The sequence below is a fragment of the Brevundimonas sp. genome, from assembly GCF_041911375.1.
Classification (GTDB): domain Bacteria; phylum Pseudomonadota; class Alphaproteobacteria; order Caulobacterales; family Caulobacteraceae; genus Brevundimonas.
Map to the genome: position 1 here is coordinate 78,059 of NZ_JAYRPA010000074.1, position 23,391 is coordinate 101,449.

Consider the following 23,391-nt stretch of genomic DNA (forward strand, 5'->3'; position numbering starts at 1 on the left):
TCCGCTTAGCCGTCTTCGGTATAGAACAGCAAGGTGAAGGCCGCGAGCGCCGTAAGGATCGGGGGCAGCCATGCGGCCACAAAGGCCGGCGCCACTTCGGCTGATCCCATGGCCGCCGAGAACTGGTTCAGGAAGAAGAAGGCGAAGCCCAGCACGACCGCCGCCACGCTCATCCGCGCCATGTCGCCCAGCCGCATCAGCCGCAGCGAAAAAGCCGCCGCCAGGATGGACATGGCCGCGAACACCAGCGGCGTCGCCAGCAGTTGCTGGAAGCGAAGCCGATAGGCCGTCGAGCTGAAGCCGGCGTTCTCGATGCGCTGGATCTGGTTCGGCAGCGACCAGAAGGGGGTGGACTGCGGTCGGGCGAAGCGTTCGAACGCCTCCTCGTCGGCCAGGCTGGAGGGCAGGTCCAGGGTCGAATAGGTCACCGCCCGCTGGCCCACCGTGGCGCCCGTGGCGTTCTCCAGCCGCCAGCGCCCCGCGCTCAGCGCCGCCGACTCGGCGTCGATCCGCTCGGAGAAGGTGCGCCCCCCGCCGGTCTGGGTGGTGTAGATGAAGAAGGTGACGTCCCTCAGGCGGGCGTTGGCGCGGTCCTGGCGCCCGGCGCGGATGATCATCTGGCGCTGGTCGTCTCCCTCGCGCAGCCAGATCGCTTCGGGCGGCCCGACGCCGGGGGCGGCGCCGGAAATGCGCGCGCGCTCGCGTTGCCACAGGCCGTCGCCGGCCGACGCCATGGGCCCCAGCACGGTGACGGTCAGCACGCCCAGCAGGAAGGCCATGCCCGCCGATGGCAGCACGAAACGCCAGGCCGAGACCCCCGCCGCCCGCATGGCGATCAACTCGCTGCGTCGGTTCAGCCCGATGTAGGCGCCCAGCGTTCCGAACAGGAAGACGAACGGGAACAGCTGCACAATGACCGCCGGCGACTTCACCAGCACCAGGCTGAAGATGCGCACGGCCGACAGGTCCTGGTTGGAGCCGACGCCGCGCGACACCTCGACGAAGTCGATCAGCATCACCAGGGCCGAGATGACGACCAGGGCGGTGGCCAGCGAGCGCAGTTGCTGGGTCAGCACATAACGCTCGATACGGCCGATGCGCGGCAGGCCGGACGGCAACGACAGGGAAGGCAGGGCCATGGTCATGCGAACCTCGCCTTCAGGCGCCGGGCGGCGGGGCGAAGTCGGCTCTTGCGCGGCTTGAGCGCGCGGAACAGCACGCGCATGGCGATGGCCAGCGCGATCAGGGGCGCAGCGTACTGCAGCACGTTCATCCATCCGTTCCAGGCGCTGGCCGCGACCAGGCCGTAGCCGATGACCCGCGCCAGCAGAAAGAACCCGGCCGCCTTGGCGATCCGCCAGCTGTAGCCGCTGCGGCTGAAGGCTCCGCCCAGGATGGCCGCCAGCGCCATGGCCATGGCCACCAGAACATAGAGCGGCGACGACAGTCTCGAATGGGCCTCGGCCAAAAGTTCGCCGCGAGAGCCGGCGCTTTCGAGGATCCGCGGGGACGGATTGAGCAGCTGGCGCATGTAGAGGTCCGCCGGCTTGTAGCGGATCGTCTCCGCCACATCGGCGAACGGGGCCAGCGGGAAATCGTAGCGCCGGAACGACAGGGTCTCCAGGACGCCGTTGGAGGAATAGCGCTGGGCCGAGCCGTCGAGCATCGTCAGGATCGGCTGACCGGCGGCGTCGCGGCCGAAACGCGCCTCGCCTGCGTTCCAGGTCGTCACCTCGTCGCCGTCGACCAGATAGACGAACAGGTTCACCAGAAGGCCGCTCTGCTCGATCTGCTGGACATAGACGGTCAGCCCGTTGGGGCCCTGGACGAACTGGCCCTCCTCGACCAGCAGGGCGGCCAGGTCGGTGCGGATGGCGAAGGCCTGGCGACGGACCTCGTGCTGGGCCCAAGGCAGCATGAAAAGATTGATGAAAAGCGCCAGGATGGCGACCAGCAGGGCCAGCCGAGCCGTGGGCGCGATCACCTGCCAGCGCGTCATGCCGCCCGCGAACGCCGCCGTCATCTCCTGTTCGCGCTGCAGCCGCGTCAGGGCGATCAAGGCGCCGATGAACAGGCCGATGGGCAGGATGACCGCCAGCAACTGCGGCAGGGCCAGCAGCGTCAGCTTGATCATCACCCACACGCTCTGGCCGCGTTCGACGATGACTTCCAGTTGGTCCAGACTCTGGCTCAGAATCCCGATTCCGGCCAGCGCGGCGCACGCCGCGACCACGGGCAGGGATATCTGGCGAAAAAGGTAGCGTTGAATCAGAGTCATGGGCGGTGAGATTTCGCCCGGTTGCAGGCGGCGATATTGAGGCGCATTTAGTAGCACATCGGGGCGCGTCGGCGACAAGCGGACGCGCCGTTGTGTTTTTTCAAGCTGACGCCAGGTGGGGCCTGGCCGGAGTCCGTTGAATGAAGATCGAATTCGCCGCCGCCGCCGGAAACGCCGAAGTCCTCGCCGTGCTGGTCCACGAGGATCGCGCGCTCGCCGGCGCCGCGCCCGGTCTGGATCAATCGGCGGGCGGCGCCCTGACCAAGGCGCTGTCCAAGAGCCGCATGACGGGCAAGATCGGTCAGAGCCTGGTCGTCGCCGCCCCTTCGGGCGTCGAGGCCGACAGCGTGCTCCTGGTCGGCGCGGGCGCGGCCGACGCCTTCGACGACCTGGCCATCGAGGGCGTGGGCGGCGGCGCCTATGCGGCGGTCAAGGCTTCGGGCGCCGAGGTCCTGACGATCGACGCCTCGCACCTGTCGCCGGAACAGGCCGCGCGCATCGGCTTCGCCGCACGCCTGGCGGCCTATCGCTTCGACAAGTATCGGACGACCGAGAAGGCCGACAAGAAGCCTTCGGTCCAGACGGTGCGCGTCGTCACCACCGACATCCGCGCCGCCGACGCCGCCTATGAGGGCCTGTCCGCCGTGGCCGACGGCGTGATCTTCGCCCGCGACCTGGTGTCCGAGCCCGCCAACGTCCTGTATCCGGCCGAGTTCGCGCGCCGCGTGAAGGAGATGGAGCGTCTGGGCCTCAAGGTCGAGATCCTGGGCGAGGCCGAGATGGAGAAGCTGGGCATGAACACCCTGCTCGCCGTCGGTCAGGGCAGCCGCCGCGAAAGCCAGCTGGCGGTGATCCAGTGGAACGGCGGCGCGGCCGGCGAACAGCCGATCGCCTTCGTCGGCAAGGGCGTCTGCTTCGACACCGGCGGCATCTCCATCAAGCCCGCCGAGGGCATGGAGGACATGAAGTGGGACATGGGCGGCGCCGCCGCCGTGGCCGGAACCATGATGGCGCTGGCCGGCCGCAAGGCGAAGGTGAACGCCGTGGGCGTGCTGGGCCTGGTCGAGAACATGCCTGACGGCAACGCCCAGCGTCCCGGCGACGTGGTCGTGTCCATGTCCGGCCAGACCGTCGAGGTCATCAACACCGACGCCGAAGGCCGCCTCGTCCTGGCTGACGCCCTCTGGTACACGCAAGACCGCTTCAAGCCGAAGTTCATGATCGACCTGGCCACCCTGACGGGCGCCATGATCGTGGCGCTGGGGCTCGACTATGCCGGCATCTTCTCCAACTCCGACGAGGTGTCGGCTGACATCCTGGAGGCGTCCAGGAAGGTCGGCGAGAACTTCTGGCGGATGCCGATCCCGGACATCTACAACCAGCACATCGAGTCCAAGATCGCGGACCTGAAGAACATGGGCAACGGCCGCGCCGGCGGCTCCATCACCGCCGCCCTGTTCCTGCAGAAGTTCACCAACGGCGTGCCGTGGGCGCACCTGGACATCGCCCCCACCGCCTGGGCCAACAAGAGCCCCAGCCCGACCGTCCCTGAAGGCGGCGTCGGCTTCGCCGTCCGCACCCTCGACCGGATGGTGGCGGACAAGTACGAAGGTTGAGTGTTTCTGGGAGGTAGGCCGGGTGAGCGAGAAGCCCGAAATCTGGTTCTACCACCTGGAGCGTTCGTCGCTGGAACAGGTGCTGCCGACCCTGCTCGAGAAGACTCTCGAGCGGGGCTGGCGCGCGCTGGTCAAGGCGTCGGCGGAGCATCGGCTGGACGACGTCGACGAGAAGCTCTGGACCTATCGCGAAGACAGTTTCCTGCCCCACGGCCGGGCAGGAACGCCGCACGCTGAACGCCAGCCGGTGCTTCTGAGCGAGACGGGCGAGAACCTGAACGGCGCTCAGGCGCTGTTCATCCTCGACGACGCAGAACTGGGCGCCACGGAAGGGTTCGAACGATGCTTCATCATTTTCGACGGTCGGGACGAGCCGGCCCTGCAGCAGGCGCGCAGCCGCTGGAAGGCGCTGAAGGATCAGGGCGCGGACCTGGCCTATTGGCGGCAGACCGACGAGGGGCGCTGGGAAAGGGCGGCCTGATCATCCTGGCCGGCGCGGCCCTGCTGGCCGCCTGTTCGTCCACGCCCGCCGCCGATGAAACCGCGCCGCGCACGGTCGAAAAGGCCCAGCTGACGCCGCCAGTCGGCAGCCGAATGCCCACCGCCCAGACCGCCGACCTCTGCAAGGCGGGCGAGATGCAATACTTGGTCGGGAAACCGCGCACCGAGATTCCCGTTCCAGTCGATGTGGTGAACCGGCGCGTGACCTGCACGGCCTGCGCCATCACCGAAGAGTTCTCGGCCTATCGGCTGAACATCTTCTACGACCGGGAAACCGGCATCATCGAACAGGTACGCTGCGGCTGACGCGGCGTAGGAGAGGAGACGACCATGAAGACCGCTTTCGTTCTGGCTTCCCTGATGGCCGCCGGCCTCGCCCTGTCGGCCTGTGCGCCGGTGGAGGGCGGCGAAGCGACGCCGACCCCCGGTTCGGACACCGCGTTCAAGGCGTGCAAGGTCGAGGATTACCAAAGCTACGTCGGCCGCAACCGATCGACCATCCCGGCTGCGCCGGAAGGGCAGACCTTCCGCGTTCTGTGCACCACCTGCGTGGCGACCATGGACTATCGCGAGAACCGGGTGAACTTCGTCTACGAGGAATCCAGCGGCGTGATCCGCGAGGTGAAGTGCGGCTGACGCTTAGCGGCCGGCCGTGTCCCCGGGCCACAGCGGCGCGCTGAACCGCCGGGCCAGGAAGTCCATCAGGGCCGTGACCCGCGCCGGGCGCGGCCCGCTGCTGGGCGCCACCAGGTGCAGGGCGATCGGGGGCAGGCGCCAGTCGGTCATGACCGGCTCCAGCCGACCCTCGGCCACATCCTTCCAGCAGATGAAGTCGGGCAGGGGGCTGAGCCCCAGCCCCGCGCACAGCGAAGGGATCAGGGCGTCGGAGTTGTTGGCCCTCAGCGGCCCCGCCGGGCGCACCGCGACCTCCTCGCCCGCGTCATTGACGAAGCGCCACACGTCCGGCGTCGGCATATAGGCGTAGCCCAGGCAGGCGTGGCGCTTCAGGTCGTCCGGGTGGGTGGGCCGTCCGCGCTGAGCCAGATAGTCAGGCGAGGCCACCACGAACCGCTCCACCGGCCGCAGTCGGCGCGCCGTCAGCGAGGAGTCCGCCAGGGCGGCGATCCTCAGCGCGCAGTCGAATCCGCCTCCGACCAGGTCGATCACCTCGTCCGACAGGTGCAGGTCGACGGAAACGTCCGGATGCCGGGCTAGGAAGTCAGGCAGGGCCGGCGCGACATAACCCATGCCGAACGACATCGGCGCCGCCAGCCGCACCAGTCCGCGCGGCGTCACCGACATGTCCAGCGCCTCGCTGACCGCCCCTTCCGCCTCGGCCAGCATATGGGCCGCCCGGCCCACCAGGGTTCGCCCCGCATCGGTCAGGGCGAAGCGGCGCGAGGTGCGGTGCAGCAGGGTGGTCCTCAGCTGCTGCTCCAGACGGGTCACCGCCTTGGACACCGTCGCCTTCGACAGGCCCAGCGCCTCGGCCGCGCCGGAGAAGGACTGGGCTTCCGACACCTTGGCGAAAATGGCCAGGGCCTCGAGGTCGGGCAGGCGCGTCATGGTTTCTCCTGGAAACGATGAGTTTCAGCCGTTTCTATTTCTGAACCGAAGCGGATCGCTATCTTGGCGTCAAGCAGAGGCGTCGGACGGGTCCGGCGCGAAAGGAACACTCCGATGATCGAGCGCAGACCGTTCGAATCCCTGGGCGGCGCCAACCACGGCTGGTTGAACGCTAAGCACCATTTCTCCTTCGCCAACTACTACGATCCCAAGCGGATGAGCTGGGGCAATCTGCGCGTCTGGAACGACGACGAGATCGCCGCCGGCACGGGCTTTCCGCCGCACCCTCACGCCGACATGGAGATCATCACCTACGTCCGCGACGGGGCCATCACCCACGAGGACAGCCTGGGCAACAAGGGCCGCACCGTGGCCGGCGACGTCCAGGTGATGAGCGCGGGCACCGGCATCCGCCACGCCGAATACAACGTCGAGCCGGACACGACCCGCATCTTCCAGATCTGGATCGAGCCGACCAAGCGCGGCGAGGCGCCCAGCTGGGGCTCCAAGCCCTTTCCCAAGGGGGAGCGGTCGGGCCAGTTCGTGGTCCTGGCCTCGGGCTTTGACGGCGACGCCGAGGCCCTGCCGATCCGCACCGACGCGCGGGTCGTGGCGGCGACGCTCAAGGCCGGCGACAGCGCCGACTATCCGCTGGGCGCCGCGCGGCGCGCCTATCTGGTGCCCGCCAAGGGCGAGGTCGAGGTCAATGGCGTGAAGCTGAACGCCCGCGACGGCGCCGCCATCGCCCAGGAGGACGTCGTCACCGTCAAGGCGCTGTCGGACGCCGAGATCGTCCTGGTGGACGCGGCCTGAGTTTTGGGATCAACCTGCCCGGTCAAGCTTGGCTTGGCCGGGCGACCCCCAGTGGGCGGCCGCTGAACGGGGTAGGAGACATAAACCATGGCTAAATCGGTCAGCGGCTGGTCGCCGCGCGCCCTGGCGGCCCTGCGCATCGCCGCGGGCCTGCTGTTCCTGGCCCACGGGGTCGTCAAGCTGTTCGGCTTTCCCGAAGGCGCTCAGCCCGGCGAGGTCGAGATCGCCTCGCTGTTCGGCGTCGGCGCGATCATCGAACTGGTGACCGGCGTCCTGCTGGTCCTGGGCCTGTTCACCCGTCCGGCCGCCTTCATCGCCTCCGGCCAGATGGCGGTCGCCTACTGGATGTTCCACTTCCCCAGCAGCCCCTATCCGGCGGCGAACGGCGGGGACGCGGCCATCCTGTTCTGTTTCGTCTTCCTGTACATCTTCGCCGCCGGCCCCGGCGCGTGGAGCCTGGACAAGCGCTGACGTCTCCGCGCCTCCCCTCGCCAACGAGGGGAGGCGTCTTCGCCTATCGCCGCCTGGGGGCATAGATGTCGGCCAGACGGTCGCGGGTTCCCTCGATCCGCTCCAGCCGCGGATAGCGAAGGCCCTCGTGGTAGTCGAAGGCGACGGTCCGGAAGCGATCACCCGTCTTCACCAGCAGTTCGATCGGCGCGTTTGTCCCCTTGGCGGCCGTCACCGCCTCGCGCAGGACTTCGGCCGAGGCCGCCTCGCCGTTCACCGCCACCAGGGTCCAGCCGGCGCCGATCCCCTGGTCGAAGGCCGGGCTGCCCCAGCGCACGTTGGCGATCCTGTCGCCCGACAGGGTGAAGCCCAGCGAATACTGGAAGTCGTTGGCCCAGCCGCTCTGCACCGCCTTTTCGGTCGTGTTCAGGTCGTCCGTATAGGTCAGCCGGTATCCGGCCCGCTCGATCCCGGCCAGCGGCGCGATCGCCTCCGGCCCCGCCGCGTCCAGCCGCTCGCGCAGGAAGCCGGCCCAGTCGTGAGGATGCACGGCGTTCAGCGCCGCGACCACGTCCTCGAAGGTGTAGCCCTGCGGCGTCCACGAACCGTCGTTGTGGCCGAAGAAGGCCTTGGCGAAATCGTCCAACGAGCGGCGGTTGTTCGTCGCCTCGCGGATCAGGGTGTCGGCGTCCAGCCAGACCAGCAGGCTCTCACGGTAATAGTCGCCGGTGCCCCGCATCCACGAGGTCCACTGGCCCGGGACGCGATAGCCCAGCAGATTGTGGTTGTTGGTGTCCTGCAGAGGCCGCCACTCTCGGCCCGGCTGGTTGTCGTAGAAGGCGGCGATGGTGGCCAGCAGCGCCCGCGCCTCGTCCATGGGATGCAGGCCCGACCGCGCCGCCAGCACGTCGCCCCAGTATTCGGTCTGGCCCTCATAGACCCACAGCAGGGTGTTCTGGGTCGGGACGTTGTGGTTGGCGGTCAGCTCGTCGGCCGGCCGCATGAACTTGCCGTTCCATGAGTGGGTGTATTCGTGCGGCAGCAGGGCGCGGTCGCCGGCGCTCTTGTTCCAGGCGCTGAAAAAGTCCGGCGCCGAGGTGTTCTCGGAACTGCGATGGTGCTCCAGGCCGATGCCGCCCATCTGATCAGTCAGGCCGAACAGAAATTCGTAACTGTCGAAATGGCGCGCGCCGAACAGCCGGTCGGTCTGGGTCACCATGTTCTCATAGAAGCCCAGTTGCTCGGCGGTGGGCTGGATGTTCTTCGCCTCGTCGCCGAACAGGTTCAGCCAGACATCGTCGCCACTGGGATCGATGTCGATCCGCCGATGGTGCGCGCCCGCGAACAGGGGGCTGTCGATCAGGGTGTAGAGGTCGGTCTGGGCGAAGCTGACCCACTGGCCGTCCGTGCCCGTCGCCTGCAGCGCCACGCCGTGGCTCCAGCCCTCCGGCAGGCGGATCGACGGCGCCACCGCGATGCGATTGGCGAAATAGCCGGCGGGATAGAGGATGGCCTTCTCCCACTGCATGTTCAGCATCGACGGCGCCTGCACCACCCGCCACTGTCCCGGCGGCTGGGTCAGCCATTGGAAGCGCACATCGACGGCCGAGACGCCGGCCGGCACGTCCAGATGGAAGGCGTAGGGATCCAGGGTGTCGCGCACCCACTCGATCCGCTGGCCGTTCGCCGTCACCGTCAGGCCCGAGAGCAGTTGCACCGGCCCGGTGGCGGCGTGGTTGCCGGGCAGATACTTCGGATAGAGCAGCGTCAGCGGCCCGGCCTGGGCGACAGGGATGGTCTGCTCGACCTGGATGATGCGGCGATCCAGATCGGTGACATCGGCGCGGTACTGGATCACGCCGGGATAGGGCCGGTCCACCGGCGCCGGGATGGCCGGCTGCGGCCGGGGCAGGGCCAGGGCGGCCTGGGACGGGTCCGTCACCACCGGCGTGGACTGGAAGGTCTGCGCCAGAACCGGCGAGGCGGCGCCGCAGAGCAGGGCGGCGAGGCAGGCGGCGGTCAGGCGTGTACGCGACATCGAGGCATCCGGACTGAAAAGGAGGAGGCGCAACCTCGACCGCGCGCCTCCCCTTCGTCAACCCGCGGTCAGCGCCGACGGGGCGTCAGAATGTCGCCCAGGCGATCCGGCGTCCCCTCGATCCGCTCCAGGTGCGGGTAGCGCAGGCCGTCGTGATAGTCGAAGGCGACGGTGCGGTACTGGTCGCCGTCCTTGACGATCATCTCGATCACCGTCGCCGGATCCTTGGCGGCGGTGATCGCCTGGGCGATGCGATCGGCGTCGGCGGCGCGACCGTTCACGGCCACCACCTCCATGCCCGGCGCAAGGCCAGCCTTGAAGGCCGGGCTGTCCCACTGGACGCTGCGGATATTGTTCGACGCGCCCGTCTGGATGCCCAGCGAATAGGTGAAGTCGTTGCGCTTCAGCTCTCCGTACAGCGTCTTCTGGTAGTCGCTGGGCGTCTCGCGATAGACCAGCCGCCAGCCGCCGCGCGCCAGCCCGTCCAGCGGCGCGCCGGGCCCGTGCCCGTCCAGCCGCGTCCTCAGGAAGGCGGCCCAGTCGTTCTCGACAACTCCGTTCAGCGCCGCGACCACGTCCTCGAAGGTGTAGGGCTTGGCTTCATAGCTGCCGTCCTCGACGCCGTAGAAGGCCTTGGCGAAATCATCCAGCGATTTGCGGCCATTCGTCCGCTCGCGGATCAGGGTGTCGACGTCCAGCCAGATCAGCTGGCCTTCCGAATAGTAGTCCTCGTCCCGCTGCCAGCTCAGCCAGGCCTTGGGGCGCCGCTGGCTGATGATCGGGTCGTTGGTGGTGTCCTGCATCGCCCGCCATTCACGGCCGACGCGCGCGTCGAAGGTCGCCGCCGTCATCGCCAGGCTGTCCATCGCCTGCTGCTTGCTGAGCAGGCCCGACCGCGCCGCGATCACTTGGCCGTAATACTGCGTCTGCCCCTCATAGACCCACAGCAGGCTGTTCTGCAGCGGGGTGTTGAAGTTGGGCACATACTGGTCTGCGGGCCTCCGCCACTTCCCGTCCCAGGAGTGGTTCATCTCGTGCGACAGCAGATCCCGGTCGCCCAGGTGCGTGGCCCAGCCGGTGAAGAACTCCGGATCGACCGAGTTTTCCGAACTGCGGTGGTGCTCCAGCCCGATGCCGCCCAGCTTGTCGGTCATGGCGATCAGGAAGTCGTAGTGGTCGAAGTGCCGCGCGCCGTACAGCCGGTCGAACTGGTCGACCATATTGCGCAGGATCTGGATCTGTTCTTCCGTGGCCTCCAGGCTCTCGGGCTTGTCGGCGACGAAGTTGGCCCGCACCGGCGATCGGCCGCCCGGATCCAGGTCGACCTGGCGATAGTGCAGCCCCGCGAACATCGGGCTGTCGATCAGCACCTCCAGGTTCACCGGCTTGAAGGTCTGGATGTCGCCGGCCTTCGTCTCCGGCTCCAGCGCCGTGCCGAATCGCCAGCCGGTCGGCAGCTTGACGCTGGGCTGCAGGGTGATGTTCCGCGACCAGTGGCCAGCCGGGTAGAGCAGCATCTTCTCCCACTGGATGTTCAGCATCTCGGGCGTCATGGTGATCCGCCCCTGGGCGCCTTCGGTCGGCGAAAGATGCTGGAACCGCGCCACGATCTCGCTCGCGCCCGCCGGAACGTCGATGTGATAGGCCAGGGGGTGCAGGGTGTCGCGCACCCACTCGACCCGCTGACCGCCGGCGGTGATCTCCAACCCGCCCAGTTGGCGCACCGGCCCGACCGGCCCGTGATTGCCCGGCAGCCATTCGGGGAAGAACAGCACCATCGGCCCCGCCTGCGCGACCGGGATCGTCTCGGTCACGTCGAAGATGTGCTGGCTCAGATTGGTGGCGTCGACCTCCAGCCGGATCACGCCCGGGTAGGCGACGTCCCGAACCGCCGGAATTGGCGGCAGGCTGACCGGCAAGGCCGGCGGCGCGGCGCCCGCATCAGCCTGCGCCAGCGCGGCCGGCGCGGTGGAAACGAGAAGAAGGGCGGCGAAGCCGGCGGCGCTCAGGCGAGATGGGGGCATCGGATACTCTTGGGACGGACACGAAAGGCGCGACAGTCCGCCGCACCCCCGCCGGCGTCAACCCCGAGCGCCTGTCAGCCTGCCGGATTGATCTCGAGCAGTTCGACGGTGAACCGCAGGGTCGAGTTCGGCGGCAGTTCGTCGCCACCCACCCAGCGCGAGCCGTAGGCCAGGTCCGAGGGAATGACGAACTCGAAGGTCTCGCCGACGCGCATCAGGGCCACGCCCTCGGTCCAGCCCTTGATGACCCGGTTCAGCGGGAAGGACGCCGGCTCGTTGCGGGCATAGGAGCTGTCGAACTCGCGTCCGTCGATAAAGGTCCCGCGATAGTGGACCTTGACCGTGTCGGTCGCCGCCGGCTGGGCTGCGTCGGGGCGGGCCTTGCCGACGCGACGGTACTGCAGGCCGCTTTCGGTGGTGGTCCAGCCGCGTCGCGCGCCGTTCCAGGCCAGATAGGCGCGATTGCCGGCGTCCCAGCCCGCCTGCGTGCCCGGCGTGGCGACGTTGTCGGCCGCGCGCGCGGCGGCCAGCGACGTCTCTTCATAGCTGACGGGCGTGTGCGCGCAGGCGGCGACGATCAGGGCGGAGGCGCTCAGGGCCAGGAATCGCAGGGTCATGCGCAGAACCTTAGCAGGTCGTGCGTCCGTGCCCACCTGCAAGCATGGCGAATTTGCAAAATCGACTCTTTGCACTTTCGCAAACGGCGAAGCCTGTCTAGAAGCCGCCTCCGAATTCGACGGGAGGATTTCATGACTCGACGCTTGGCTCTGACGGCGACCGCAGCCCGGGCCTGCATCGCGGCGGCCTGCCTGATGGCTCCGGCGGCTTGGGCCCAGAGCGTCCCTGCGTCCCTGGACGAGGTCGTGGTCACCGGCTCCCGCATCGCCGGCGGCGATCGCCTGGCGCCGGTCGATGTCGTGGACCGTCAGACGTTCGCCGCCGCCGGCGTCTCCGACGCTTCGCAACTGGTGCGGCTGCTGACCGCCAACTCCGGCTCAGAGGCTCAGGTCGATCAACTGAACCAGCCCCAGAGTTCGGGCACCGCTCAATTCAACCTGCGCAATCTCGGCCTCGGCTCCACCCTGGTCCTGGTGGACGGCCAGCGCTGGACCAACAGCGCCGTGGTCGCCACCGACGGCTCGGCCTTCGTCGACATCAACTCCCTGGTCCCGATGATCGCGCTGGAGCGCATCGAGGCAGTCAAGGACGGCGCCTCGGCCGTCTACGGCTCCGACGCCGTCGCCGGCGTCGTCAACTTCATCACCCGCAAGGGCGTGACCCGCCCCGAAATCAGCGCCAAATACGCCGTCGCCGACGGGTCCGAGGAATCCGTGATCGAGGCTATCGGCGGCCTGTCGCTGGCGGGCGGCGACCTGACCCTGGCGGCGTCGCACTTCCACCGTTCCGCCCTCGGCTCGGACGAGCGCGCCTTCACCCAGGCCGAGACCTACGGCCGCGCGCCGTGGACGGCCGTGACCAGCTACGGCCAGCCCGGCTCCTATTTCCGGCCCAGCACGAAAGGCTTCTCCCCCGATCCCGACTGCGGCGATCCCGCCTTCGCCGAGGCCTATCTGAACAGTCCCGCCGATACCTTCTGCCGCCTCGACTACTCCGACTTCTTCGATCTGGTCCCGCAAGAGACGCGGACGCAGCTGTTCGTCGACTACGGCCGTCCGCTGGCGGGCGCCGACCTGTGGCTCCAGGGCGCCTGGTCCTCGACCGAGACGGCCGCGCGCCAGTCGCCGTCCCTGCCGATCCTCGCGCGGAGCTTGACCGTGCCGGGCTCCCATCCCGACAATCCGTTCGGCGAGGATGTGCTGTTCCGCGGCCGCCTGCTGGGCGCGGAGGCCGGCGCCTCGATCGCCGACTTCGCCTATGAGACCTGGCGCCTCGCCGGCGGCCTGTCGGGCGACCTCTCGGGCGGCTGGACCTGGGATCTGTCCGCCACCGCCAGCCGCCAGCATGTCGCCTATGACAAGCCCGACGCCATCGGCAGCGCTCTGCAGAACGCCCTGAACGGCCTGGGCGGCCCTGGCTGCGATCCGGCCTCCGGAACACCCGGCGTCGACGCCTGCCGCTACTTCAACCCGTTCGGCAGCGCCTACCTGGGGACGGGCGCGGCCAATGACGCGGACCTGGTCGACAGCCTGATCGGCTCCACCGGGCTGCGCGGTGCAGCCGGGCTGGTGACGCTGGACGCCTCGACCGGCGGTGAAGCCTTCGTTTGGGGCGGCGGCTCGATCGATGTGGCCCTGGGCGCCCAGTACCGCCGATCCACCTTCCGCCACGACTGGAGCGATCTGGTCAACGCCGGCGACCTGCTGACCGCGGGCTACTCCCCCGATTTCGACGGCGATCAGGAGGCCCTGGCCGCCTTCGCGGAGGCGCGCGTCCATCTGGGCGACCGAATCGAGGCGCAACTGGCCGCGCGCTACGAATCCTATGGCGGCGACGACGGGAAGCTGAGCCCCAAGGTCGCTGTGCGCTGGGATGCGACCGACCGCCTGGCCCTGCGCGCCTCATGGAGCCAGGGCTTCCGCGCTCCTTCGGTCTACGCCCTGACCGGCGCCCAGGCCTCGCAGCCTTCAGTGTTCGATCGGGGCGCCTTCGTGTTCGTCAACACCCTGACCTCGGGCGATGCCGACCTTAAGCCGGAGGAGTCCGAAAGCCTGACGCTGGGCGCCCTGTGGCGGCCGCTGCCCGGGCTGGAGCTTGGCCTCGACGCCTGGCGGTTCGACTACGCCAACCTGGTGGTGAAGGAATCGGCCCAGGCGATCATCAACCAGGCCGCCGCCGACGACGCGGCCGGCCTGACCGGCACGCCGGCGCAAGCGCGCGTCGCCCGCTCCAGCTCGGGGGCCCTGACCTTCGTCCAGCTGTATTTCACCAACGCCTCGTCGATCGAGACGCAAGGACTTGATCTGTCCGCCCGTTATTCGCGTGACCTGCTGGGCGGCGTCGCCACCGCCTCGGCGACCTGGACCCACGTCGACCGCTACGACATCCGTCTGACGCCCGGCGCCGCGGCGACCTCCGGCCTGGGCTCGACCAATCTGAACACGCTCGGCCGGTCCCTACCTGAAGACCGCGGCGAGTTCGGCCTGACGTGGGCCGACGCGGCCAACAGCCTGACGGCGCTGGTCCACTACACATCGGGCTACATCAACGACCGCAGCGGCATCACCGATCCGGACATCGAAAGCCAGACCACGGTCGACGTGCTCTACACCCGCGCCATCGGCCGCGACCTCGACCTTGCGCTGGGCGTGGTCAACCTGACTGACGAGGACCCGCCGCTGGCCCAGTTCGCCCTCGGCTACGACCCCGTCGTCGCGGACCCGCGCGGCCGCGTCGTCAGCATCGGTGTGACGAAGCGGTTCTGATCAGGCGGCCTGGGCGTGCGCCGAGGGAAGGGCGGCGCTGATGGCTTCGATCAGGGCGTGGATCTCCAGCGGCTTCGCGACGAAGCCGTCCAGCCCGGCCTGGCGGCCTTGCTCGCGCACCGTCTGGGACACGTCGCCGGACAGGAGCACCAGCGGGGTGTGGCGGGCGGGCCCTTCTTCCTGGCGAATGCGGCGCGCCGCCTCGAAGCCGTCGCAGACGGGCATGCGCAGGTCCAGCAGGACCAGTTCGTAGGCTCCGTCGCGCCAGGCGGCCACGGCTTGGTCGCCGTCCTCCACCACTGTCACCTCCACGCCCAGCGACGGCAGGATGGCGGCCAGCACGCGGCGGTTCACGGCGTTGTCGTCGGCCGCAAGAACGTGCAGCCCGGCCAGGCCTGGGCGTTCCGTTTCCGCCTCGGCGCCGCTGCCACGCTGCAGGGGCAGGTCGACGGTGAAGCACGACCCCTGACCCAAGGCGCTTTCCACGCTGATGTCTCCGCCCATCATCCGGGCCAAGGAGCGTGAGATGGACAGGCCCAGGCCCGTGCCGCCGTGTTTGTGGGATGTCTCGGCGCTAGCCTGGACATAGGGTGCGAACAGCCGACCCACGGTGGCCTCGTCCATGCCGACGCCGCTGTCGCGCACGGAGATCCTCAGGCCGCCCTGCTGCGGACCGGAGACCGAGACCGTCACCTGGCCCTCGGGCGTGAACTTGACCGCGTTGGAGATGAGGTTGGCCAGGATCTGGCCGATCCTCACCTTGTCGCCGATCCATTCGCCGCCCACCCCGGGGGCGACCTCGATAAGCAGTTCCACGCCCTTCTTGCGCGCCACCTCGCCGAAGGCCGCCTTCATGCGGGTCAGGAGCCGGTTCAGGTCGAAGTCGGTCTCCAGCAGCTCCAGCCGCCCGGCCTCGATCTTGGAGGCGTCCAGAAGATCGTTCAGCAGGGCCGTCAGCGTTTCGCCGGACTCCAGCGCGACCTCCAGCCGCTGCTTCTGGGTCAGGGGCATCGGCTCGGCGGCCATAACCTGCAGCATGCCCAACATGCCGTTGAGGGGCGTTCGAATTTCGTGGCTGACGACCGCCAGGGTCCGAGCCTTGCTCCTGGCGAAGGCCAGGGCCTCGCGTTCGCGACGGGCTGACGCGCGCACCGCCCATGCCGCGAGCCCGGCCCCGAAATCCCAGCGCGGCCAGCGCCACGCCGACGACGCTGGCGCGCGCCGAGGCGTAGGCGCGCTCGCGCTCGGCCTCTCGTTCAACGGTCAGCATGGCTTCTTCCGCCCGCAGTTCCGCGAGCAGTCGACGCATGTCGTCCATGGCCAGTCGACCGTGTTCGGCCAGGGCGGGGTCTGCGGCCTCGGTCTTCGGCCGGGAAAGCTGTGGTTCCGCGTAGTCGAGCCGCCAGCGCCCCATGGCCTGGCGAAGGTCATCAAGGCGGGCGATCTGAGCTGGATTGTCGGCTGTGAGGCTGGTCAGAACGTTCAGCTCTTCATCAAAGGCGGCCCGGCCGGTGTTGTATGGCTGCAGAAAGGCGGGGTTTCCGCCACTTTCCGAGTAGCCGCGAATGCCGGTCTCCTGATCGACGGCGGCCGTGAGAAGATCGGCGGTGGACCTTTCGACGGCCGCCGTATGCTGAACCGACCGGTCAGCGGCGTCGATGGTGTCGAGGTTCATATGAACCACGGAAACGAGCACGGTCACCATGGTCACCATGGCCGCCACGATCACGCCGGCCGAGCGCGCGGCGCGCGTTCGACCCAGTGCGCGAAGGCGGCCGAGGGGGGGCGAATCTATCATGTCCGGAACCGTACTTCTGACGTCCGGCCGGAATAGGGGGCGAGGATAAATATTGTCTTTCCATCGCGCTAAGGATCATCGTCTATCCCGCTCCGCCCGCCCGTTCCCTGAAGGATTGAAATGACCGCCACCCTCTACGGCATCCCCAACTGCGACACCGTCAAGAAGGCCCGCGTTTGGATGGACCAGCATGGGGTCGCCTATGCCTTCCACGACTACAAGAAGGCGAGCGTGGACCGGGCGAAGCTGGAGCAGTGGGTCGGTGAGCATGGCTGGGAGACCGTCCTGAACCGCGCCGGCGCCACGTTCAGGAAGCTGCCCGAGGCCGACAGGGGCGATCTGGACCGCGACAAGGCCGTCGCCCTGATGCTGGAGCAGCCGTCGATGATCAAGCGCCCGGTGCTGGATCTGGGCGACCGCCGGCTGGTCGGGTTCAAGCCCGAGGTCTATGCGGCGGCGCTGGGCTGACGCGGATTCGCCTGGCCGTGTCCGCTGCGTCCGGACCGGGCGTCGACCGGACTTATCCCTCGACTTAACCACAACCGCGCCCCATCGTCTGTGGGCGCTCGACCCCGGCCTGATTTCGAATGTTCCTTTTTCGCCGCCTTTCGCACTTGTGCTGATGTGCGCTTCGATGACCGCTTCATAGATGAACTGAAGTCTCGCCTTCGCCCCTCCGACGTGATCGGGCGCACGGTGAAGCTCAAGCGGCAGGGGCGGGAGTACGTCGGGCTGTCGCCCTTCTCCAAGGAGAAGTCGCCGTCGTTTTTCGTGAATGACGACAAGGGTTTCTTCCACGACTTCTCGTCCGGCAAGCATGGCGACATCATCTCCTTCCTCCAGGAGACCGAGCGGCTCAGCTTCGTCGAGGCGGTCCAGCGCTTGGCTGGCGAGGCCGGGATGCAGCTGCCGGCCGAGGACCCGCAGGCGGCGGAACGCGAGCAGAAGCGTCAGGGCCTGTCCGACTGGATGGACCTGGCCCAGAAGTGGTTCGCCGCGAACCTTCGTCGCACGCCCGGCAAGGCGGCGCGCGAGTATCTGGACAAGCGCGGCCTGCCCGAGGACCAGTGGGAGCGGTTCGGCCTGGGCTATGCGCCCAACGACCGCGAGGGGCTAAAGCAGGCGCTGGTCCAGCGCGGCGCCAAGCCGTCCGAGCTGGTCGAGGCCGGTCTGCTGATCTCGCCCGAGAGCGGCGGGCAACCCTACGACCGTTTTCGCGACCGGCTGATGTTCCCGATCCTGGATGCGCGCGGGCGCATCGTCAGCTTCGGCGGCCGGGCGATGAACCCGGATGACCGGGCCAAGTATCTGAACGGCCCGGAGAGTCCGCTCTTCCACAAGGGCGCCACACTCTACGGCCTGCCCGAGGCGCGGCGAATCCTGGGCGCGGAGTCGAAGAACGACCAGGCGATCATCGTCGTCGAGGGCTACATGGACGTCATCGCCTGCCAGCGCGCGGGCCTGCCGGCCGTGGCGCCGATGGGCACGGCCCTGACCGAAGAGCAGATGGAGCGGCTTTGGCGGGTGTCGTCCGAGCCGATCCTGTGTTTCGACGGCGATGCGGCGGGGCTGCGCGCCGCCTATCGCGCCATCGAACGCTCGCTGCCGCTGCTGAAGGCCGGGCGGTCGTTCCGTTTCTCGCTGCTGAGCGGCGGACAGGACCCGGACGACATCCTGCGCGACAAGGGCGCGCCGGCGCTGCGACAGGCCTTGGCCGAAACCCATGCTTTCTCGGAGGTTCTTTTCCGCCGCGAACAGGACGCGGAGCCGCTGGACACCCCGGAACGCAAGGCCGGGTTCAAGGCCAGGCTTCGAAACGCCGCATCGGCCATTCAGGATCGCGATCTGGCCGAACAGTACCGCCGCGACCTGTTCGACCGTTTCGACGCCCTGTTCCCCCGCGCCCCGGCGCGCGCGCCGTGGACGCCGGGGCAGGGGCGAGGACGTTCCGGCCCGCCGCCCAAGCTGGGTCAGACGGTCGAGGGCGCGCAGGCCATGCAATCGTTGTTTCGGGCCATCGAGCCGGTGCCAGCGGCGCTGGCGCACGGCGCCATCGACGATCCCGAACGGATGGACGACCATCTGGAGGCGATCGCGTCCCACGGCTTCGGCGACAAGGGGCTGGACGGCCTGGCGCAGGAACTGGTTCGGCTTCGTCTATCGGGACAATCCCTTGACTCTGCGGCCATGCGTCGCCATCTGGCGCAATCGGGTCACGATGCCTTAGTGCGCGAGGTCGAGAAGGCGGCGGCGAAGTCCGGCGCGCCATTCCTGGCCGCAAATGCGCCCCTCGCCGAGGCAAGGATCCGATGGTCGCAGGCGTTCGACGCTTCGACGCGCGTCGCCGCGTTGGAGGACGCCTTGGCCCAGGCGCGCGATGTGCCCGGGCAGGATGAGGCGTTCCGCCGGCTGAAGGCCGAGCGGGATGCGCTTCGCCGTGCGATCAAAGCCGGGACGATATGGGAAGACAGCGCGGGCTCGTAACCTTACGGACCGCCAGGCATTGTATTTTCGTCGGGGGGCCTGATCACCTCCTCGACCGGAGACAGACTGAACATGAGCGCACAGACCGAAACGCAGGAAACCGAGGTCGCGACCGACGGGCCCCTGCTCGATCTGACGGACGCCGGCGTCAAGAAGTTCATCAAGCAGGCCAAGGCCCGCGGCTATGTGACGATGGAGGAGCTGAACAAGGTCCTGCCGTCCGAGGAAGTCACGCCCGACGCCATTGAAGACACTCTGGCCATGCTGTCCGAGATGGGCGTCAATGTCGTGGAGGCCGAGGAGGACGCGCAGGAGCAGCAGTCCACCGACGTCGCCGCCGCCGCCGGAACCGCCGTCGCCGAAACGCCTGCCAAGGCCGCCTATGACCGCACCGACGACCCGGTGCGGATGTATCTGCGCGAGATGGGCTCGGTCGAGCTGCTGAGCCGCGAGGGCGAAATCGCCATCGCCAAGCGCATCGAAGCCGGCCGCGACGCCATGATCTCGGGTCTGTGCGAAAGCGCCCTGACCTTCGAAGCCATCATGGTCTGGCGCGACGAGCTCGAGAACAACCGCATCCTGTTGCGCGAGGTCATCGACCTCGACGCCACCTATGGAGTGCTGAACCCGTCCTCCCTGCCGGGCGCCGCCCAGTCAGAGGGTGAAGAGGAAGAAGAGCCCGAGGATAAGCCGGCGGCGGAAGACAAGCCCGAGTCCGACGACGACGACGACGACGACTTCGATGACGGCGGCGGCATGTCGATTTCGGCCCTGGAAGCCGAGCTGCGCGACGGGGTGATGGAGGTTCTGAACGCCATCGCCGCCGACTTCGGCGAGTTCCGGGCGCTGCAGGACAAGCTGGTGCAGGCGCGGCTGAAGGGCGAGACCCTGAGCGCCAAGGACGAGAAGGCCTATCAGGCGCTGACGACGGCCATCTCGGATCGTCTGAAGACGATGAAGCTGAACAACAACCGCATCGAGGCGCTGGTCGAGCAGTTGTACGCGATCAACAAGCGCCTGATCGGTCTGGAAGGGCGTCTGCTGCGCCTGGCCGACAGCTACGGCATCTCGCGTCCGGAATTCCTCAAGGCCTATTTCGGCGCCGAGCTGGACCCGACCTGGTCGGAACGGGTCAAGGAGATGGGCGTCCGCTGGACCAAGTTCAGCGAGAACGAAGCCAGCCAGATCGCGACCATTCGCACCGACGTCGCCGCCGTGGCGCTGGAAGCCGGCCTGCCGATCGACGACTATCGCCGCATCGTCCAGACCGTGCAGAAGGGCGAGCGCGAGGCCCGTCAGGCCAAGAAGGAAATGGTCGAGGCCAACCTGCGCCTCGTCATCTCCATCGCCAAGAAATACACCAACCGCGGCCTGCAGTTCCTGGACCTGATCCAGGAGGGCAACATCGGCCTGATGAAGGCGGTCGACAAGTTCGAGTACCGCCGCGGCTACAAGTTCTCGACCTACGCCACCTGGTGGATCCGCCAGGCGATCACCCGCTCGATCGCCGACCAGGCCCGCACCATCCGCATCCCGGTGCACATGATCGAGACGATCAACAAGATCGTCCGCACCAGCCGCCAGATGCTGCACGAGATCGGCCGTGAGCCGACCCCGGAGGAACTGGCCGAAAAGCTAGCCATGCCGCTGGAGAAGGTGCGCAAGGTCCTGAAGATCGCCAAGGAGCCGATCTCGCTCGAAACGCCGATCGGCGACGAGGAAGACAGCCACCTGGGCGACTTCATCGAGGACAAGAACGCCGTCCTGCCGATCGACGCCGCCATCCAGTCGAACCTGCGCGAGACCACCACCCGCGTGCTGGCGTCGCTGACGCCGCGCGAGGAGCGGGTTCTGCGGATGCGCTTCGGCATCGGCATGAACACCGACCACACGCTGGAAGAGGTCGGCCAGCAGTTCTCGGTCACCCGCGAACGGATCCGTCAGATCGAGGCCAAGGCGCTGCGCAAGCTGAAGCACCCCAGCCGGTCGCGCAAGCTGCGGTCCTTCCTGGACAGCTAGGATGATCAGGGCGGCTCCGATGGGGCCGCCCTTTTCCTTGGCGAGAGGGCATGGGCCGAAAGCACGTCAATCTGGGGCAGGCGCCGGCGAAGGGCGATCTGCCGCAAAAGGTCTGCGCCGCCTGCTGTCTGCCGTTCACCTGGCGCAGGAAATGGGCGCGGGACTGGGCGCAAGTCCGTTTCTGCTCGGATCGATGCCGGGCGAAGGGCGCGCAGGCTCACAAGCCGTGATCGATGGGGCTGGGGACCCAGGCGGAATCGGGTAGGCTGGCGCCATGATCCCCAGCCGTTCCGCACATCGCCCATCGCCGTCCCGCGCCGTCCGGGTCGCCCTGTGTCTAGGGCTGGCCAGCGCGCTGACGATGGCGGGCTGCGTGCGGCGGCCGCCCGAACCGTTGCGCCCGAGGCCCTATCCCCATTCGCAGACGCCCGCGCCGCTTGTCGGCGGCTTGGTGGATCGGCCGATCGACAGAGGGACGCAGGGCGCGGTCGTGCGGGTCGGGTCCGATTTGGGGCAATGCATGGCGCAACTGACGGCCGCCCGGGTGCGGTTCAGTCCGGCGCCGGATCGCGTCAACACCGAGACCTGCGGCCTGCGGCAGGGTGGTGTGCTGGGCGCGGACATGGGGACGGTCGCGCGCATGGCGCCGGGCGACGTGGACATGACCTGCCAGACCGCCTTGGCGCTGAGCATCTGGCGGCGCCAGTCGGTGGAGCCGGCGGCGCGCGAGATCCTGGGCTCGGACGTGGTCCAGATCGATCATTTCGGCGCCTATGCGTGCCGCAACGTGAACAACGGCGTCGGCTCGAAGCGGATCAGCGCCCATGCCCAGGCGGCCGCCCTCGACTTCGCCGGCGTGCGTCTGAGGGACGGACGACGCATCACCGTCGCCGACGACTGGAGCGGCGATACGGCCGAAGCCCGCTTCCTGCGCCGCATCCGCGACGACGCCTGTCGCGTCTTCGGCACGACGTTAAGCCCCGACTACAACGCCGTTCACCGCGATCACCTGCACCTGGAAGCGACCGACACCCGCTTCTGCCGCTGAGGCGAAGGCGCGACATCGCGTCCTTCGCAAATGCGAGATGCAGGTTGAACCGGATGCGCGGCTCCGCTTTCTAGACCTCCGGGCGGGGGTGTCCACGACGAGGTTTGCATGAACCTGCGCAGACGCGCCGTTCTCCAGGGCTTGTCCGGCCTGGGCGCCGCCTTCGCCCTGCCGCCCGGGCTGGCGCTGGCCCAAGACGGCGAGACCTTCAGCTTCGACACCCTCAAGGCGCTGGCCCGAGACCTGGCCGCGCGCCCGCACGTGCCACGCCCCGAGGCGGCGGGCGACCTTGACGCCCTGACCTATGACGAAGGGTTCCGCGTCGTCTTCAATCCGCGGCGGACGGTTACGATGGGCGGCGACTGGGGCCTGCAGTTCTTCCCCCTGGGCACGCTGACGCGGCGCGCGGTCGAGATCAACCTGGTGGAAGGAGGCGTCAGCCGGCGGCTGGCGTATGATCCGTCCTGGTTCATCGTGCCGGAAGACAGCCCGTTCAACGCCCTGCCTGACGACATCGGCTTCGCCGGATTTCGGGCGGTTGCGGGGCCGGGGCGGGCGGAGTGGCTGTCCTTCCTGGGCGCGTCATATTTTCGTTCGCCCGCACCGTTCGCGCAGTACGGCCTGTCGGCGCGAGGGCTGGCGCTGGACACCTACGCCAAGCAGCCGGAGGAGTTTCCGGATTTCACGCGCTTCTGGCTGGGGCCGGACGCGGATGGCCGGCTGGTGGTCCATGCCCTGATGGAAAGCCCCGGGGTGGTCGGCGCCTACCGCTTCGCCCATGGTTGGTCCGGCGAGGCGCTGGTTCAGGACGTCGAGGCCATGCTGGTGTTTCGGCGCGGCTTCGAACAGCCCGGGATCGCGCCCCTGACCAGCATGTTCTGGTACGGCGAGAACTCATCGGGCCCGCGCGAGGACTGGCGGCCCGAAATCCATGACTCGGACGGGTTGGCGATCTGGACCGGCGCCGACGAGCGGATCTGGCGGCCCCTGTCGAATCCGCCGCGCGTCGTGACCAGCACCTTCGCCGACGAGAACCCACGCGGCTTCGGCCTGATCCAGCGCGACCGCGACCACGACCACTATCAGGACAGCCAGGCCTATTACGACCGGCGGCCCAGCCTGTGGGTCGAGCCGATCGGAAACTGGGGGCGAGGCAGCGTCCGGCTGGTCGAGGCGCCGACCCGCACCGAGACGCTGGACAACATCGTCGCCTTCTGGACGCCGGCGGTCCGCCCCGAAGCCGGCCAGACGCGCACCTTGCGCTACCGCCTGACCTGGGATGGGGACGCCCCCGGCCTGCGCGACCTCGGGCGAGTGGTGGCGACGCGAGCCGGCCGGGCCGGCCCCCCTGGCGCGCCGCCCGGAGCCGGGCG

At 68.4% G+C, this 23,391-nt stretch carries 20 protein-coding genes and 1 pseudogene; 13 read left to right on the plus strand and 8 right to left on the minus strand.

Annotated features, from left to right (window positions below):
* Nucleotides 1–5: 5 nt before the first annotated feature.
* Together lptG and ACE3PU_RS13110 are read right to left on the minus strand one after the other, a co-directional pair.
* Complete coding sequence (gene lptG, locus ACE3PU_RS13105; RefSeq protein WP_374390483.1) at nt 6–1,145, minus strand: LPS export ABC transporter permease LptG; 1,140 nt, start codon at nt 1,143–1,145, stop codon at nt 6–8.
* Nucleotides 1,142–2,278: an LptF/LptG family permease gene (locus ACE3PU_RS13110; RefSeq protein ID WP_374390485.1), complete on the minus strand. Its 1,137-nt coding sequence runs from the start codon at nt 2,276–2,278 to the stop codon at nt 1,142–1,144. Before ACE3PU_RS13110 ends, lptG begins: the two co-directional genes overlap by 4 nt.
* A 140-nt stretch (nt 2,279–2,418) precedes the next feature.
* On the opposite strand from ACE3PU_RS13110, the gene ACE3PU_RS13115 reads away from it, so the two are divergent.
* Genes ACE3PU_RS13115 through ACE3PU_RS13130 form a run of 4 tightly spaced genes read left to right on the plus strand, consistent with a single transcriptional unit; the run spans nt 2,419 to nt 5,031 of the window.
* Nucleotides 2,419–3,894 carry a leucyl aminopeptidase gene (locus tag ACE3PU_RS13115; protein WP_374390487.1) on the plus strand — a complete coding sequence of 492 codons (1,476 nt, stop codon included), beginning with the start codon at nt 2,419–2,421 and terminating at the stop codon, nt 3,892–3,894.
* A 22-nt stretch (nt 3,895–3,916) separates the two neighbouring features.
* A complete protein-coding gene (locus ACE3PU_RS13120; protein WP_374390488.1) occupies nt 3,917–4,375 on the plus strand; it encodes a DNA polymerase III subunit chi in 459 nt (152 codons plus the stop codon).
* Nucleotides 4,333–4,701 carry a hypothetical protein gene (locus tag ACE3PU_RS13125; RefSeq protein ID WP_374390490.1) on the plus strand — a complete coding sequence of 123 codons (369 nt, stop codon included), beginning with the start codon at nt 4,333–4,335 and terminating at the stop codon, nt 4,699–4,701. Before ACE3PU_RS13120 ends, ACE3PU_RS13125 begins: the two co-directional genes overlap by 43 nt.
* A 24-nt stretch (nt 4,702–4,725) precedes the next feature.
* On the plus strand, nt 4,726–5,031 hold the full coding sequence (locus ACE3PU_RS13130) for a hemolysin (RefSeq protein ID WP_374390492.1): 306 nt from the start codon (nt 4,726–4,728) through the stop codon (nt 5,029–5,031).
* A gap of 3 nt (nt 5,032–5,034) precedes the next feature.
* Here ACE3PU_RS13130 and ACE3PU_RS13135 read toward each other — a convergent pair whose 3' ends face one another.
* On the minus strand, nt 5,035–5,961 hold the full coding sequence (locus tag ACE3PU_RS13135) for a LysR family transcriptional regulator (RefSeq protein WP_374390494.1): 927 nt from the start codon (nt 5,959–5,961) through the stop codon (nt 5,035–5,037).
* Nucleotides 5,962–6,075: 114 nt separating this feature from the next.
* Between ACE3PU_RS13135 and ACE3PU_RS13140 the strand changes: the two genes are divergently transcribed.
* Nucleotides 6,076–6,774 (plus strand): pirin family protein, encoded by a 699-nt coding sequence (locus tag ACE3PU_RS13140; RefSeq protein ID WP_374390496.1) that lies wholly within the window; start codon nt 6,076–6,078, stop codon nt 6,772–6,774.
* 87 nt (nt 6,775–6,861) lie between these two features.
* Nucleotides 6,862–7,245, plus strand: coding sequence for a DoxX family protein (locus ACE3PU_RS13145; RefSeq protein ID WP_374390498.1), 384 nt, complete (start codon nt 6,862–6,864; stop codon nt 7,243–7,245).
* A 43-nt stretch (nt 7,246–7,288) separates the two neighbouring features.
* Here the strand turns inward: ACE3PU_RS13145 and ACE3PU_RS13150 are convergent, their stop codons facing one another.
* The 3 genes from ACE3PU_RS13150 to ACE3PU_RS13160 form a co-directional block, all read right to left on the minus strand.
* Complete coding sequence (locus tag ACE3PU_RS13150; RefSeq protein ID WP_374390500.1) at nt 7,289–9,262, minus strand: M61 family metallopeptidase; 1,974 nt, start codon at nt 9,260–9,262, stop codon at nt 7,289–7,291.
* 68 nt (nt 9,263–9,330) lie between these two features.
* The gene (locus ACE3PU_RS13155) at nt 9,331–11,286 is read right to left on the minus strand and encodes a M61 family metallopeptidase (RefSeq protein WP_374390502.1); all 1,956 of its coding nucleotides are present in this window, start codon (nt 11,284–11,286) and stop codon (nt 9,331–9,333) included.
* Nucleotides 11,287–11,360: 74 nt separating this feature from the next.
* On the minus strand, nt 11,361–11,903 hold the full coding sequence (locus tag ACE3PU_RS13160; protein ID WP_374390504.1) for an FKBP-type peptidyl-prolyl cis-trans isomerase: 543 nt from the start codon (nt 11,901–11,903) through the stop codon (nt 11,361–11,363).
* Between the two features lie 132 nt (nt 11,904–12,035).
* Between ACE3PU_RS13160 and ACE3PU_RS13165 the strand changes: the two genes are divergently transcribed.
* Entirely contained in the window at nt 12,036–14,669 is a 2,634-nt protein-coding gene (locus ACE3PU_RS13165; RefSeq protein ID WP_374390506.1) for a TonB-dependent receptor domain-containing protein, read from the plus strand.
* Here the strand turns inward: ACE3PU_RS13165 and ACE3PU_RS13170 are convergent, their stop codons facing one another.
* Together ACE3PU_RS13170 and ACE3PU_RS13175 are read right to left on the minus strand one after the other, a co-directional pair.
* A complete protein-coding gene (locus tag ACE3PU_RS13170) occupies nt 14,670–15,716 on the minus strand; it encodes an ATP-binding protein (RefSeq protein WP_374390508.1) in 1,047 nt (348 codons plus the stop codon).
* A gap of 256 nt (nt 15,717–15,972) precedes the next feature.
* Nucleotides 15,973–16,467, minus strand: a pseudogene (locus ACE3PU_RS13175) (CHASE3 domain-containing protein); the annotation flags it as partial.
* Nucleotides 16,468–16,587: 120 nt separating this feature from the next.
* On the opposite strand from ACE3PU_RS13175, the gene ACE3PU_RS13180 reads away from it, so the two are divergent.
* The 6 genes from ACE3PU_RS13180 to ACE3PU_RS13205 all read left to right on the plus strand — a co-directional run.
* Nucleotides 16,588–16,935 (plus strand): arsenate reductase, encoded by a 348-nt coding sequence (locus ACE3PU_RS13180; protein ID WP_374390510.1) that lies wholly within the window; start codon nt 16,588–16,590, stop codon nt 16,933–16,935.
* 156 nt (nt 16,936–17,091) lie between these two features.
* On the plus strand, nt 17,092–18,951 hold the full coding sequence (gene dnaG, locus ACE3PU_RS13185) for a DNA primase (RefSeq protein ID WP_374390512.1): 1,860 nt from the start codon (nt 17,092–17,094) through the stop codon (nt 18,949–18,951).
* 72 nt (nt 18,952–19,023) lie between these two features.
* Complete coding sequence (rpoD, locus tag ACE3PU_RS13190) at nt 19,024–20,970, plus strand: RNA polymerase sigma factor RpoD (protein ID WP_374390514.1); 1,947 nt, start codon at nt 19,024–19,026, stop codon at nt 20,968–20,970.
* A 50-nt stretch (nt 20,971–21,020) separates the two neighbouring features.
* Nucleotides 21,021–21,200, plus strand: a complete 180-nt coding sequence (locus ACE3PU_RS13195; RefSeq protein ID WP_374390516.1) for a DUF2256 domain-containing protein — start codon at nt 21,021–21,023, stop codon at nt 21,198–21,200.
* A gap of 290 nt (nt 21,201–21,490) precedes the next feature.
* Complete coding sequence (locus tag ACE3PU_RS13200) at nt 21,491–22,018, plus strand: extensin family protein (RefSeq protein WP_374390518.1); 528 nt, start codon at nt 21,491–21,493, stop codon at nt 22,016–22,018.
* Between the two features lie 108 nt (nt 22,019–22,126).
* Nucleotides 22,127–23,391 (plus strand): glucan biosynthesis protein (locus tag ACE3PU_RS13205; protein ID WP_374390520.1); only part of this gene is annotated, 1,265 nt, incomplete at its 3' end.